This is a genomic window from Cohnella lubricantis (genome assembly GCF_014212015.1).
Taxonomy (GTDB): domain Bacteria; phylum Bacillota; class Bacilli; order Paenibacillales; family Paenibacillaceae; genus Cohnella; species Cohnella lubricantis.
Genome location: NZ_JACJVN010000077.1, coordinates 54,422 through 68,975, shown reverse-complemented (window position 1 = coordinate 68,975; position 14,554 = coordinate 54,422). Strand labels below are relative to the sequence as shown.

Annotated in this window: 14 protein-coding genes and 1 rRNA gene; 14 read left to right on the top strand and 1 reads right to left on the bottom strand. The window is 57.3% G+C overall.

Annotated features, from left to right (window positions below; all coding sequences use genetic code 11):
• The 14 genes from H4Q31_RS18475 to pssA all read left to right on the top strand — a co-directional run.
• A 23S ribosomal RNA gene (locus H4Q31_RS18475) occupies window positions 1–200 on the top strand; the annotation flags it as partial.
• 1,025 nt (window positions 201–1,225) lie between these two features.
• Window positions 1,226–2,431 carry a GNAT family N-acetyltransferase gene (locus tag H4Q31_RS18470; RefSeq protein WP_185180538.1) on the top strand — a complete coding sequence of 402 codons (1,206 nt, stop codon included), beginning with the start codon at window positions 1,226–1,228 and terminating at the stop codon, window positions 2,429–2,431.
• A gap of 197 nt (window positions 2,432–2,628) precedes the next feature.
• Window positions 2,629–3,090, top strand: a complete 462-nt coding sequence (locus tag H4Q31_RS18465) for a CtsR family transcriptional regulator (RefSeq protein WP_185180537.1) — start codon at window positions 2,629–2,631, stop codon at window positions 3,088–3,090.
• 33 nt (window positions 3,091–3,123) lie between these two features.
• A complete protein-coding gene (gene mcsA / locus H4Q31_RS18460; protein WP_185180536.1) occupies window positions 3,124–3,630 on the top strand; it encodes a protein-arginine kinase activator protein McsA in 507 nt (168 codons plus the stop codon).
• Window positions 3,631–3,710: 80 nt separating this feature from the next.
• Window positions 3,711–4,775 carry a protein arginine kinase gene (gene mcsB / locus H4Q31_RS18455; RefSeq protein ID WP_185180535.1) on the top strand — a complete coding sequence of 355 codons (1,065 nt, stop codon included), beginning with the start codon at window positions 3,711–3,713 and terminating at the stop codon, window positions 4,773–4,775.
• 38 nt (window positions 4,776–4,813) lie between these two features.
• Window positions 4,814–7,258, top strand: a complete 2,445-nt coding sequence (gene clpC, locus H4Q31_RS18450) for an ATP-dependent protease ATP-binding subunit ClpC (protein ID WP_185180534.1) — start codon at window positions 4,814–4,816, stop codon at window positions 7,256–7,258.
• Between the two features lie 196 nt (window positions 7,259–7,454).
• Window positions 7,455–7,640 (top strand): hypothetical protein, encoded by a 186-nt coding sequence (locus H4Q31_RS18445; protein ID WP_185180533.1) that lies wholly within the window; start codon window positions 7,455–7,457, stop codon window positions 7,638–7,640.
• 248 nt (window positions 7,641–7,888) lie between these two features.
• A complete protein-coding gene (locus H4Q31_RS18440; protein WP_185180544.1) occupies window positions 7,889–8,458 on the top strand; it encodes a CatB-related O-acetyltransferase in 570 nt (189 codons plus the stop codon).
• Window positions 8,459–8,470: 12 nt separating this feature from the next.
• Window positions 8,471–9,142, top strand: coding sequence for a class I SAM-dependent methyltransferase (locus tag H4Q31_RS18435; protein ID WP_185180532.1), 672 nt, complete (start codon window positions 8,471–8,473; stop codon window positions 9,140–9,142).
• 33 nt (window positions 9,143–9,175) lie between these two features.
• Window positions 9,176–9,838, top strand: coding sequence for a glycosyltransferase family protein (locus H4Q31_RS18430; protein ID WP_185180531.1), 663 nt, complete (start codon window positions 9,176–9,178; stop codon window positions 9,836–9,838).
• Window positions 9,835–10,524, top strand: a complete 690-nt coding sequence (locus tag H4Q31_RS18425) for a glycosyltransferase family protein (protein WP_185180530.1) — start codon at window positions 9,835–9,837, stop codon at window positions 10,522–10,524. Before H4Q31_RS18430 ends, H4Q31_RS18425 begins: the two co-directional genes overlap by 4 nt.
• A gap of 145 nt (window positions 10,525–10,669) precedes the next feature.
• Window positions 10,670–12,037: a DNA repair protein RadA gene (radA, locus tag H4Q31_RS18420; protein ID WP_185180529.1), complete on the top strand. Its 1,368-nt coding sequence runs from the start codon at window positions 10,670–10,672 to the stop codon at window positions 12,035–12,037.
• Window positions 12,038–12,052: 15 nt separating this feature from the next.
• The gene (gene disA, locus H4Q31_RS18415) at window positions 12,053–13,144 is read left to right on the top strand and encodes a DNA integrity scanning diadenylate cyclase DisA (protein ID WP_185180528.1); all 1,092 of its coding nucleotides are present in this window, start codon (window positions 12,053–12,055) and stop codon (window positions 13,142–13,144) included.
• Between the two features lie 110 nt (window positions 13,145–13,254).
• Complete coding sequence (gene pssA / locus H4Q31_RS18410; RefSeq protein WP_185180527.1) at window positions 13,255–13,995, top strand: CDP-diacylglycerol--serine O-phosphatidyltransferase; 741 nt, start codon at window positions 13,255–13,257, stop codon at window positions 13,993–13,995.
• A gap of 120 nt (window positions 13,996–14,115) precedes the next feature.
• Here pssA and H4Q31_RS18405 read toward each other — a convergent pair whose 3' ends face one another.
• Complete coding sequence (locus tag H4Q31_RS18405) at window positions 14,116–14,511, bottom strand: nucleoside triphosphate pyrophosphohydrolase family protein (protein WP_185180526.1); 396 nt, start codon at window positions 14,509–14,511, stop codon at window positions 14,116–14,118.
• Window positions 14,512–14,554: the final 43 nt, after the last annotated feature.

Below are 14,554 nucleotides of genomic sequence, written 5' to 3'. Positions count from 1 at the left end.
CAGTTGTTCCGCCAGGAGCACCGCTGGGTAGCCAAGTGCGGGAGGGATAAGCGCTGAAAGCATCTAAGCGCGAAGCCCGCCTCAAGATGAGATTTCCCAATTCGTAAGACCCCTGGAAGAACACCAGGTTGATAGGCTCGGGGTGGAAGCGCGGCAACGCGTGCAGCTGACGAGTACTAATCGGTCGAGGGCTTATCCTATCCAGCTTTTTCGACAGAAAAAGCGTCGGCGTATGGATCAGCACACAATAAGGTTAGAGCACGATGCTTCACAAATGCGCAAATCGTTTCGTATCCGGTTATCAAGGCACAAGCTAATTGAATAATCGAACTTCCGGCGGCAGAATTCGTTCTGGCGTCTTTTTGTCGCAGATCCGTAAAGCGGGGATCCCGGTCAAGATCAACAAACAAACACTCGGGCTTATGCACGAAAAGATTACGGTCATGGATAAATCAATCGTAACGACAGGATTCTTCACAGGCTTGTGCCAGTGAGTTCGAGACTATGTGGGAAGATTCGGGTAGATTTGAGAACTATACGGCAAAATGAGTGAGGTGAAGAAACCCCGGCACCCACTAAACGACAGAGCGAACCGCGAGATCACTGGTTCGTTTTCAGTAAACAACGAGGGGTAGTAACCTCCTCTCTAACGAGACGGGCAGTGAAGAGTTGTCCGTTTCTTAAATCTTAAAGCGAGCGGCAACTAGAGGCTCTTCCGTCGTTGTTGCCCAGACATGAGATGACTTCTCGGCTTCGACTTCTCCTTGTTCGACATCCTCTTTGCTTCCGCTTTCCTCGAACCGTGCTATTGTCCCGCTCGATCCGCTTCAAGCACCTTGTTCGCCTAACTTCATAAACGCGTCGATTCTTTGTTCAAGCTGCTGCTTGATATTTGCGACACTTTGTCCCTGCCAAGGATCTCCTCTATCTATCAGGCGTGAGGCGAAGCTGTATTCGATGATCCACGGCGGACTCGTGAGCCGGTCATCGGTTCCGTGTGCGGGTGCACGAGAGCCAATTCGTCTCCACCAACCCACCATCACCCCATCAATAGTTAGTTTATCAAACAAACTAAGATAACACCCTAAAGTACCGCTGATTAACCCTCTGAATCATTTGCGTCCCCAATAACTTACGCCGCTAATTCAGGAGGCTTGGCTATTCTCCAGCCTCCATTTCGAGTCTGTATGATATGATGGATAAAAAATGAAATGAGGGTTCTGCGATGCTAATCCGCCAACTGACCAAGGAAGAGTTCGACGCGCGCAAGGAGCTGTCTGAGTTCGCATTCCAATTCCAGTTCACGCCTGAGCGTCTGCAGGAAGAACGCGAACGCTTCCAGCCGGGGAATTATTGGGGCGTCTTCGACGAACAGGGCCGCATGCTCTCCGGCTTGAACCTGATCCCGTTCGAGATCTATGTTCAAGGCCGCGTTCTGCGCATGGGCGGATTGGCTGCCGTGGCGTCGTGGCCTGAGACGAGACGGGGCGGCAATATTACGAAGCTGCTGGAGCGGACGCTCGAAGCGATGCGCGAACAAGGGCAGACGGTTAGCATGCTGGCCCCGTTCCAATTCCCTTTCTACCGGAAGTACGGCTGGGAATTTACCATTGAGCGCAAGCGTTACGAGATCGAGATGGCGCTGCTTCCGAAGAGCCGCGAGTCGCGCGGAAGCATGGAGCGGGTGCCCAAGGAGGCCCAAGAGCTCGTAGCCATCTATCAAGCGTTCGCCTCCCGTTATAATGGCACCTTGCACCGCTCGGAAGACTGGTGGAGCCGCAAAGTACTGAGGAAGCCGGGGCTTGCGGCCGTCTGGCGCAATGACAGCGGCGTTCCCGCGGGATACATCATTTACGAGGTCCAGAACCGTCTGTTCACCGTTCATGATTGGGCTTATGCCGACGAAGAGGCGCGCGCGGAGATATGGCGGTTCATCGCCAACCACGATTCCATGGCGGAGCGGGTGAGCATCACGGTGCCGGCTGACGATGCGCTTGGCTTCCTGCTCCCGGATCCCCGCTTCAAGCAGGAGCTTGTGCCGTACTTCATGTCCCGTGTAGTAGATGTGGAAGGGTTCATCGAGCAGTATCCGTTCCATCCGGCGGAGAAGGAAGAAGGGCTGACGCTGGATATCAGCGATTCGTACGCGCCATGGAATAACCGAAGATTCCGGATTATCTTCCGCGCAGATGGAGCGGCGCGCGTCCAGCAATCGGCCCAATCGGCCGATCGGGAATCGGGCGAACGCCTTGGCAACGAGGAGCTGCCGGCTGCAAGCTGCGATATCCGCGCGCTTACGGCGATGCTCCTTGGCAACCGGCGGCCGCAATGGCTTCGTCAAGCCGGCCTGATCCAAGGGGACCGCGAGGCGCTGGAACTGTTGGAGAGCCGTATTCCAGTCCGTACATCCTATCTGGCGGACTTCTTCTGAAGGAGATGGGCGGCGTCCCCGTATAAAGCGATTGAGCCGTTTCCATAATAAGAATGAAGGCGTTAATATGGGCTTCCGGCAGGAGGATAAACTTAGCCGAAGCCCCTTTGCATTTTTCAACAGATTGATTATAATGAGTATAAAGTCAAAGAAAGTCAAAGTCAGAAACGAGCATTGCTCCCGAAAGGAGGTAAGCGATGCGGAACATCTCGGATCTGATCGAGCAACATTTAAAGCAGCTCATTCAGGGCAGCTCATCAGGAGCGATCGAGATTCAACGAAGCGATCTCGCGGATAAGTTCTCCTGCGTGCCTTCTCAGATCAACTATGTGATTAGCACGAGGTTCACGCTCGAGAAGGGCTACTTCGTGGAGAGCAAGCGCGGCGGCGGCGGATACATCCGGATTCAGCGCGTCGATCTCCCGTCACTGGAGGCGGTTCATCATCACGTGCATCAGACGGTCGGCGATCAGATCGACCAGACGACGGCCGAAGGCCTTATTTATCAATTAGAGGAGGCGCGCTTCCTAACGTTAAGGGAGGCAAACCTGCTGAAGGCGGCCGTATCCCGCGATGTATTGCAGCTCAAGCTCCCGCTTCGGGACGAGGTTCGCGCCAAGCTGCTCAAGGCGATGCTGGTGGCGCTTCTGGCGAAATAAGCTGCTTGTATCGAATGAAAGGAGGTGCGGGTGATGCAGTGTCAGGAATGCGGCAATCGGCCGGCGACGCTACATTTCACCAAGATTGTTAACGGGGAGAAAACAGAACTGCATATATGCGAATTCTGCGCACGCGAGAGAGGCGAGCTCATTCCCGGTACTTCCAGCGGTTTCTCCATTCACAATCTTCTCTCGGGACTCATCGATTTCGACCCGGCAAGCGCCGGAGCGAAGCAGCAGACGCTTCGCTGCGAGATGTGCGGGATGACCTACGCCCAATTCAGCAAGATGGGACGTTTCGGCTGCAGCCACTGCTACAAGCATTTTGCCGAACGGCTCGATCCGCTGCTCAAACGGGTGCATGGCAATACGGTTCACGTTGGCAAGGTGCCGAAGCGTGTAGGCGGCCAAGTCCGAATGAGACGGGAGATCGATAAGCTGAAGCGAGAGCTTCAGAGCCGTATCGAACGAGAAGACTTCGAGTCGGCGGCTTCCCTTCGGGACCGCATCCGGGATCTCGAGCGGGAGATCGGTTCATAGCGAATCCGTTCTCCTGGGATTGAGAGCGCGGATCATCCCGATGGATTGCTTGCAGCCGATAGCGAGAGGAGGAGACCCTTGTGGCTAAGCATAAATTTGCAGAGCATGCGCTCAGCCCGTGGATGAAGAAGGACGGTCCAGAGAACGACGTCGTCCTCAGCAGCCGCATTCGCATCGCGCGTAACATGCGGAACTATCCATTCCCGCTGCTGGCGACGGCGGATCAGTCGCAGAACACGATGGAGCAGCTGCTGTCCATAGCGGAGAGCGGGCGCTTGAACGGTCTTGGCGAACCAGCCGCTTATCGTTTGTCGGAGCTGACCGAGCTGGAGAAGCTGGTGCTCGTCGAGAAGCACCTGATCAGCCCCGCACTCGCTGGCGAATCAAGGAACGGGGCGCTAATTCTCGGCCGGAACGAAGACATCAGCATAATGATAAATGAAGAAGATCATCTTCGCATTCAATGCCTGTACCCGGGTTTCCAAATCCGTGAAGCTTGGGAATTCGCCAGCAAGATTGACGACATATTCGAAGAGAGCGTCGATTATGCTTTCGATGAGAAGTATGGGTATCTGACAAGCTGTCCGACCAATGTCGGCACCGGCATTCGCGCTTCAGTCATGATGCATCTGCCGGCGCTCGTTCTGACCGGGCAGATTAACCGGATTCTGTCTGCGGTAACGCAGGTAGGTTTGGCTGTGCGCGGACTATACGGCGAAGGCAGCGAAGCGACGGGCAACCTGTTCCAGGTATCCAATCAGATTACGCTGGGCCAATCCGAATCGGAGATCATCGATAACCTCCACGCAGTTGCCCGGCAGATTATCGGTCATGAACAGGCGGCCCGCGAACGGCTGCTGAAGGAATCCCGCACGCGGGTTGAAGACCGCGTGCGCCGATCGTACGGCATTCTATCCTACGCTTCGATCATGGATTCGAAGGAAGCGTCCCAGCGGCTCTCAGACGTCCGGCTCGGCGTCCATCTGGGCTTGCTGCCTGAGGTGAACCGGGACGTCTTGAATGAACTGATCGTATTGACACAGCCGGGCTTCCTGCAGCAACAGTCCGGGGAAGCGTTGACGCCAGAGCAGCGGGACATCGCCAGAGCGCGAATCATTCGGTCTCGACTGGCATCGCAGGCTTAAATGTTCTATTCTTAATTCTACAGGGGGAGGTGCTGCTCATGATGTTCGGAAGATTCACCGAACGTGCGCAGAAAGTGCTCGCGCTGGCTCAAGAAGAAGCGGTGCGGCTGGGGCACAATAATATTGGCACAGAGCATATTTTGCTTGGTTTGATTCGCGAAGGCGAGAGCATCGCCGCGAAAGCCTTGATCGCCTTGGGACTGGGGCTGGAGAAGATCCAGGACGAGGTGGAGTCGCTCATCGGACGCGGCCAGGAACAGCCTACCAATATCGCCTATACCCCGCGCGCGAAGAAGGTCATCGAGCTGTCGATGGACGAAGCGCGCAAGCTCGGACATACCTACGTCGGCACGGAGCATATTCTCCTTGGCCTCATTCGCGAAGGCGAAGGCGTAGCGGCTCGCGTGCTCAACAATTTGGGCATCAGCCTGAATAAGGCGCGCCAGCAAGTATTGCAGCTGCTCGGCAGCAGCGAGAGCGTGTCGCAGAACCACGGACCTTCGGCCAATGTCAGCACGCCTACGCTCGACAGCCTGGCCCGCGATCTGACGGCTAGCGCTCGCGACAATCATATCGACCCGGTCATCGGGCGGCAGAAGGAGATCGAGCGCGTCATCCAGGTGCTCTCTCGCCGCACGAAGAACAATCCGGTTCTCATCGGGGAACCCGGCGTCGGCAAGACGGCGATCGCCGAAGGGCTCGCGCAGAAGATCGTTGCCGGAGAGATTCCGGAGACGCTGCGCGATAAGCGCGTCATGACGCTCGACATGGGCTCGGTCGTCGCCGGCACGAAGTACCGGGGCGAATTCGAAGACCGCTTGAAGAAGATCATGGATGAGATACGCCAAGCCGGCAACGTCATTCTGTTCATCGACGAGCTGCATACGCTGATCGGCGCAGGCGGAGCGGAAGGCGCGATCGATGCGTCCAACATCCTGAAGCCGGCACTGGCTCGCGGGGAGCTGCAATGCATCGGCGCTACGACGTTGGATGAGTATCGGAAATATATCGAGAAGGACGCCGCGTTGGAGCGCCGGTTCCAGCCGATTACGGTGGATCAGCCTACGCCGGATGAAGCGATCCAAATTCTTCACGGCTTGCGCGACCGTTACGAAGCGCATCATCGCGTGAAGATCACGGATGAATCGATTGAAGCGGCCGTTCGCTTGTCAGACCGGTACATCACCGACCGGTTCCTGCCGGATAAGGCGATCGATCTGATCGACGAAGCGAGCTCGAAGGTTCGTCTCCGCTCCTACACGGTTCCGCCGAACCTGAAGCAGCTGGAGCAGCGTCTGGAGGACATCCGCAAGGAGAAGGACGCGTCGGTTCAGAGCCAGGAATTCGAGAAAGCCGCGGCGCTCCGCGATACGGAGCAGAAGATCCGCGAGGAGCTCGAAGCGACGAAGAACCAGTGGAAGGAGAAGCAAGGCCGCACCGACTCCGAAGTAACGCCGGAGGACATCGCGCAAGTCGTCGCCAGCTGGACCGGCATTCCGGTGAGCAAGCTTGCGGAGGAAGAGACGGAGCGCCTGCTCAAAATGGAGGATATCCTGCACGATCGTGTCATCGGGCAGGAAGAAGCCGTCAAGGCCGTCGCCCGCGCCGTGCGCCGTTCCCGCGCGGGACTGAAGGATCCGAAGCGTCCGATCGGCTCGTTCATCTTCCTCGGCCCGACGGGCGTCGGCAAGACGGAGCTCGCCAGAGCGCTCGCGGAAGCGATGTTCGGGGACGAGAATGCGGTCATCCGCATCGACATGTCGGAGTACATGGAGAAGCATTCGACTTCGCGTCTCGTCGGCGCGCCTCCAGGGTATGTAGGCTACGACGAAGGCGGCCAGTTGACCGAGAAGGTCCGCCGTAAGCCATACTCCGTCGTCTTGCTCGACGAGATCGAGAAAGCCCATCCGGAAGTATTCAACGTGCTCCTGCAGGTGCTGGAGGACGGCCGTCTGACCGACTCCAAGGGCCGCACCGTCGACTTCCGCAACACCCTGATTATCATGACGTCCAACGTCGGCGCCGATCAGATCAAGCGTAACTCGACGCTCGGCTTCACGGCGGCGAACGATGCAGGCCGCGATTATAACGTCATGAAGGATAAGGTGCTGGCGGAGCTGAAGAAGTCGTTCCGTCCGGAGTTCCTGAACCGGATCGACGAGATGATCGTCTTCCATCCGCTGGAGGAGAAGCACATCGCTCAGATCGTTACGCTGATGGCGGACGATCTCCGCAAGCGGCTGAAGGATCACGACGTGCAGTTCGATCTGACCGAAGAGGCGAAGAACTTCCTCGCGAAGGAAGGCTACGATCCGCAATACGGCGCGCGCCCGCTGCGCCGCGCAATCCAGAAGCATATCGAGGACCGTCTGTCCGAAGAGATGCTGATGGGCAAGATTCACAAGGGCGACAAGCTCGTCATCGACGAGAAGGACGGCGAATTGGTCGTCAATACCAAAGGCGAAGTCGGCTCGGTATCGTAATTGCAGTTCACAGAGAGGGCTCTCCCGGAGCGTAACGCGCTCCCGGGAGAGCCCTCTTCTTGTGGACTGCGCCTTCGCATCACCAATAAGCGTATGCGGCCATACCCTATATCAACGTCCGAGTCCCGATAGCCGGCTTCGGCCATGCGATCGGCAAGTCATGCTTAGCGCTCGAACGCAAGGGAGGGAGACCTCGATGTATCGGCCACGCAGGCCTTTTCCTTGGAGGCAGCCGCTCGTCTTGTTAGCCTGCGGATTCGCGGGCGTGTTGGCGCTGTTCGTGCTGAGCAAGATTCTCTTCGTCCTCTTCTATCTGACGGGCGGCCTTCTGTTGATCGCCGTCATTATCTGGCTGATCTGGCGTTGGTGGTGGTGGAGATGAGAGGCAAGCAGCGGCGCTCGCCGAGAGGAGAGATCCCTCGGCGAGCGCTTATTGTATGAGAGGCGGAATTCAATGGCCAAGGAATGCTATTCGGCGATGAATGGACAAGAGACGGCGGTTTGTCCGCATTCTTGAACTGCGGGCGGGGTTATGATCCAAGCCGCCGGCGCCGGACATGCATATGTTACGGTAGCGGGATGGAGCAACCGTTCATGAGCTAAGGGGGAGTGATGCGATATATGGGTTTAATGCAGCTTCGTTCGCAATTCCCGCATCGTACCGTCGCCAGCAACGCCGTCATTGGCGAGTTCAGTTACGGTGCGCCTGTTATTCGGCATTGGGGCGAGGACAGCACGTTAACGATCGGCAAATTCTGTTCCATCGCCGAACGGGTGACGATTCTGCTCGGCGGCGAGCATCGAACCGACTGGGCAACGACGTACCCCTTCAATTCCTTGCTGCCGGAATATGCGCCCCTTCAAGGGCATCCCAAGTCCAAAGGGGACATTGTCATCGGCAACGATGTCTGGATCGGCACGGGCGCGACCATTCTGTCCGGTGTGCGGATCGGGGACGGCGTTGTCATCGGAGCCGAAGCGCTGGTTAGCAAGAGTGTCCCCCCGTACACGATTGCAGCGGGCAATCCGGCCAAGGCGCTTCGCCGGCGGTTCGCCGATGCGGACATCGCGCGGCTCATCGAGATGAAGTGGTGGGATTGGCCGCTCGCGTCGATCGAGGCGGCGATCCCGTTGCTGCAATCCTCCGATGTGCAAGGCTTATTCAGATTCTATGAACGGCTCGTCGCATCGCGCGGTTGAGGGGGAGATCTGATGTTAAAGTGGCAATATTACCATCCGGCATTCAGCTACGAGAGCTTGATTCCGAACTACATGGCGCTGTCTGCGTGGACAGGCCATCGGCGGTTCGCCTACGACCTGATTCGGAATTTGAAGCCGGGATTGGCTGTGGAGCTCGGGACGCATTGGGGCATATCCTTCTACAGCTTCTGTCAGGCCGCGGTCGATACGGGCTCCGGCACGCGCTGCATCGCCGTCGACACTTGGCTGGGGGACGATCATGCCGGCCGCTATTCCGAAGAAGTATTCGCAACAGTCAACGCTATCGTTAACGCGTTCTACCGAAGCACAGCGACGCTGCTGCGAACGACCTTCGCCGGGGCGCTGCCGTTCATTGCCGACAATTCGGCCGGCGTGATTCATATCGACGGATATCACACGTATGAAGCGGCCAAGGACGATTATATGAGCTGGCTGCCGAAGTTGGCTGCTAACGGCGTCGTTCTGCTTCACGACATCGCGGTTCGTGACAATGGATTCGGCGTGCATCGCTTGTGGGACGAGTTGAAGGTCTATCCGCATCTGGAGTTCGATCATTGCTTCGGCCTCGGCGTCGTCTGTCCCAAGGGCTGCCCGCCTCAGCTTGCGGCCGCTATCGCGAATGCGGACGAACTGAAGCGGCGATATGCCGCCGCCGGCGTCTAGCCGAACCAGGAGAAGGAAACGGAGCGATATCGTATGGATCATATGAAAATTTGCTTTATCAGCTGCGTGAACGATCCGGCGTTGTACGAACGGGCCCGTCAATATATGAATCACTTGATCGTGCCGCCGGGGTTCCGGACCGAGTTCGTCGTCATCTCCGATGCGGCGAGCCTGACGTCCGGCTACAATCGGGCGATGCGAATGACGAATGCGAAGTACAAAGTGTTCATCCATCAGGATGTCTACATTGTGAACCCGCAGTTCCTGCTCGAGACGATTCGCTTGTTCCGGCAGTATCCGAAGCTTGGCATGCTAGGCATGGCCGGCGCAGAACGGCTGCCGCCAACCGGCGTCTGGTACGATGAGCCCCGCCGGTACGGGAAGGTGTACGGCATTAAGCCGGATGGCTTGTTCACGCTGGACTTCCTGAAGGTGGGCGGCGATTACCGCAGCGTCATGGTCGTCGACGGCTTATTGATGATGACGCAGTACGATTTGCCTTGGCGAGAGGATCTGTTCGGCGGCTGGCACTTCTACGATGTCTCGCAAAGCCTGGAGTTTCGGGAAGCGGGATACGAAGTGGGCGTGCCGGCGCAAGTGTCTCCCTGGTGCGTCCACGACTGCGTGCTCGACTTCAACGGCTACGAGGAGAATCGTCATATTCTAGTGAGGCATTACGGGAAGTGGCTCCGATGACAGCCTTGAAGCCTAACAAAATCTGTTTGATTAGCTGCGTCAATGATCCGCCGCTCTATGCTCAGGCGAGGCAGTATATGAATCTGCTGCATGTCCCGCCTGGGTTCGAGATCGAATATTTGCCGATTGAAGGGGCGTCAAGCATGGCGTCCGGCTACAACCGGGCGATGAAGCAATCGGATGCGAAGTTTAAGATCTACCTGCATCAGGACGTGTTCATTCTCCACCGGATGATGTTGTGTGAGGTCGTCCGTCTCTTCACGGCATATCCGCAGCTAGGGCTGCTCGGCCTGCTCGGCATCGGGCCGCCGCTTCCGAATGACGCCGTATGGCACAAATGCGCGAATACTTCCTACGGCAAGCTCTTTGGGCCGCCGGATCGCCCGGGCAACGGACCGATGCCTATCCAATTCAAGCCCGTCTCGGGTGAGTACCAGCCGGTGCGTGTCGTTGACGGCATGTGGATGGCGACGCAATATGATTTGCCATGGCGGGGGGATCTGTTCGGCGGCTGGCACTTCTACGACACCTCGCAGAGCATGGAGTTCGTGAAGGCGGGTTATGAGGTCGGCATCATTCGGCAGGATTCGCCGTGGACGCTCCACGCCGCCGACCTGAATCCGCTGATCGGCTACGAGGAGGCCAGGCGGATTTTCGTACGGGAATATAAAGATTGGTTGATCTGAACAAGGGCCGCCGAGCAGCGGCTTTTGTTCGTTATCGTGTCCGAAGCCGCATCCCTTGGATGGGGGTTTTACCCGATTGGACGATTCTGGTACACTTTGATTAAGCTTGCATGAAGCAAGCCCTTATTCCTAAGGAGAGCCGTATATGGCCAAGATCAAAGTCAAATTCGTCTGCACCGAATGCGGCACGGAATCGCCCAAGTGGATGGGCAAATGCCCAGGCTGCGGCGCATGGAACACGATGTTGGAAGAGGCGGAGACGGTAGTCAAGGCTCCGGTCGGACGCGGAGAGCTTACTCGCGCGAAAGAAAAAGCCAAATCCATCATAGATATAGAGAGCGGCCGAGAACCGAGAGTTCCGACCGGATTGAATGAACTAAATCGCGTATTGGGCGGCGGCTTGGTGCCCGGTTCGCTTCTGCTCGTCGGCGGCGATCCGGGCATCGGCAAGTCGACGCTTCTGCTGCAGACGTCTAATGCCCTGGCGAGTCAAGGGCTCAAAGTGTTGTACGTATCGGGAGAAGAATCCGTCCGGCAGACGAAGCTTCGCGCCGATCGGCTGGGAGCGCTCAGCGACAAGCTGTTCGTCCTCTGCGAGACGAATCTCGATCTGATCGAGCAGGCGATCACAGACGTAGAGCCGGACTTCCTCGTCATCGACTCGATCCAGACGGTCTACCGTCCGGACGTCGCTTCGGCTCCGGGCAGCGTCGCCCAGGTCCGCGAATGCACCGCGCACTTCATGCGCATCTCCAAGGTGAACGGCGTCGCCACCGTGCTCGTCGGGCACGTGACGAAGGAAGGCGCGATCGCGGGCCCAAGGCTGCTGGAGCATATGGTCGACTGCGTCTTGTACTTCGAAGGCGAGCGCCATCATTCCTATCGATTGCTTCGAGCGGTCAAGAACCGCTTCGGTTCAACCAATGAGATCGGCATCTTCGATATGACAGAAGGCGGCTTGCGCGAAGTGACGAATCCGTCCGAGCTGTTCCTCTCGGAGAGGCCGCTTGGCGTCTCGGGTTCGACAGTGGTCGCCAGCATGGAAGGTACAAGGCCGGTTCTTGTCGAATTGCAAGCGTTGGTGGCGCCTACGCACTTCCCGTCTCCACGGCGCATGTCGTCGGGACTGGACCATCAACGCATCTCGCTCGTCATCGCGGTACTGGAGAAGCGCATGGGCATGTTCATGCAGAATCAAGACGCCTACGTGAATGTAGCCGGCGGGGTCAAGCTCGACGAGCCGGCCGCGGACCTCGCGGCAGCTGTCAGTATCGCATCTAGCTTCCGCGACCTGCCGACGAAGCCGTACGACGTCGTCTTCGGCGAAGTGGGGCTGACCGGCGAAGTACGGGCGGTCTCGCGCGCGGAGACGAGAGTGAAGGAAGCGCTGAAGCTTGGCTTCAAACGCGTCATATTGCCGGAGATGAGCATGAAGGGATGGCAGCCGCCTGCGGGCATCCAGTTGATTCCCGTGAAGACAGTGGCGGACGCGCTGCGGGCAGCGTTGGAATAGGGGGCGTAGCAGAAGATGAAAGAGACTAAAGACAAAGAGCAGCAACAACAGCATACGATGAACCAACTGCTGCAGATGGTAGCGCCGGGAACGCCGTTCCGCGACGGCTTGGAGAACGTGCTGCGCGCCAAGACAGGCGGCTTGATCGTCGTTGGCTGTTCACCCGAGATCATGGAGCTGGTGGACGGCGGATTCTCCATTAATTGCGACTTCACGCCCAATTACTTATATGAATTGGCGAAGATGGACGGCGCCATCATCCTGAGCGAGGACGCCAAGCGCATTCTGTTCGCGAACACCCAGCTCATCCCGGATCCGCATATCTCGTCGATCGAGACGGGTATTCGGCATCGGACGGCGGAGCGGGTCGCCAAGCAGACGGGCAAGCTGGTCGTCTCGATCTCGCAGCGGCGCAACGTCATTACACTGTACCAGGGGAGTCTGCGCTATTCGCTTAAGGAGATCGGCGTCATTCTGACGAAGGCCAATCAGGCCATTCAGACGCTGGAGAAGTACCGGGCCGTCTACTCGCAAGCGCTCACCAACCTGTCTGCGCTGGAATTCGAGGAGCTCGTCACGATGCACGAAGTGGCGTACGTCATCCAGCGGGCCGAGATGCTGCTGCGGATCAAGATGGAGATTAGCCGCTATGTGCTGGAGCTCGGCAACGAAGGCCGCCTCATCAGCATGCAGATGGTCGAGCTGGTCGGCTCGGCCGAGGAGGAAGCCCGTCTGCTGCTCAAGGATTACGCGCGCGATCCAAGCGACGAGAAGATCAAGGAGATCCAATCGGCGCTTAAGAAAATGACTTCCGAAGAGCTGCTGGACACCGCTCATCTCATTCGGGTGCTCGGCTACGCCTCGATCAATACGGTCGCCGAGGACGGCTTCATGCCGCGCGGCTACCGGATGCTCAGCAAGATTCCGAGGCTCCCGAGCATTATCATTCACAACCTCGTGGAGCGCTTCGGCGCGTTCCCGCATATGATGCTCGCTTCGATTGAAGAGCTTGACGAAGTGGACGGCATCGGCGAGGTCCGGGCGCGGTCGATCAAGGAAGGCTTGAAGCGGATTCAAGAGCAGGTGTTTATTGACAGACAGATTTAAGGGGTCTACAATTGGGAGATGGCATTTGGGGTGTCTGCTTCTGCCCCGTTATCCCATTCCGAATTGATATGGCTGATCAGGTATGGGCATAGTAAAGTCGAGGTGAACCAATGATCACAAAATCAATACCGAGCTTGTTTACGGTGGGCAATCTGTTCCTCGGCGTTCTCTCCATCATCTTGGCGTTTAACGACCGGGCGAATGGCGCTGCTCTGTTGGTGATCATCGCTATGCTTCTCGATGGAGTGGACGGACGCGTCGCGCGGGCTTTGAACGCCCAGAGCGAATTCGGCAAAGAGCTCGATTCCTTGTCCGACGTCATCTCCTTCGGCGTAGCTCCCGCATTTATTATGTATCAAGCCGCCTTCACCGACGTTAGCCCGGCTCTCGCCTGGATCATCACAGCGATCTTCCCGATCTGCGGCGCGCTTCGTCTGGCGAGGTTCAATGTCATCTCAGGCGTTCCCGGTTACTTCATCGGCCTCCCGATTCCGGCTGCCGGAGGCGTGCTGGCGACTTTGGCGCTATTCAATCGAGACCTGAACGTTTACTTGCTGCTTGTCAGCTCGTTGGCGCTGTCCTTCTTGATGGTAAGCAATATTAAATATCCGAATTTCAAAAAGCTGGGGCTGCCGCGCACGGCCGTGTGGGCCATTCCGATCGTTGTCGCGCTGGCTGCCATTCTCGCCTTCGAATTCCCGAAGGCGATTCCGAAGTTCATTCTGGCCCTGTTGCTGATCTATGCCTTGTGGGGATTAAAAAAAAACGTTGAGCGTTTGATGCCTCGCAGACGGCGCCGGAAGAGAACGGCTAATACGGAGGAGCAAGCTCCATCCGAGCATAGCGCATGAACCGCCCGATAGCGCCGTCAGGCGCTTTCTTTATGTCCAGTCCAACCGAATTTAGCCTGGAACGAACCAACGCCCCAGCGTCCGCAGACGCCGGGGCGTTGTTCGATTATAGTGTTGATCTTAAGTCATGTTAAAGAATCCTAGCGTGGAGCACTTCTCCGATTCCTTCGAGATGACCTCATCCAGATTAATGTCGAGCAGATTGCACATCGCCGACATGTAGAATAGGTTCTTCCCCAGCTCTGAACGAACGATGTCTTGGCAATGCTCGCATAGATGGCCGCGCATGTGCGATTTGGATTGCTTCTTGGCCTCGTCGAACTCCATGTCTTCGGAGAAGCCTTGGTTGCGGGCGTTCAGTTCAATACAGCCGCATTCCGTTATCGCCTTGGATACGGCCCGATTCACGGAGGCGTTCGACTGACTGTATTTGGTCATGACGTCGAGCAGGCTGCGGTGACGGAGCAACAGCTCCGATACCTGCTGCTGAAATTCCTTCAGCGATGATGCGCTCATCCGTTCCACCCCGGTTACCGTAATTTTTTGACATTTCCACCTC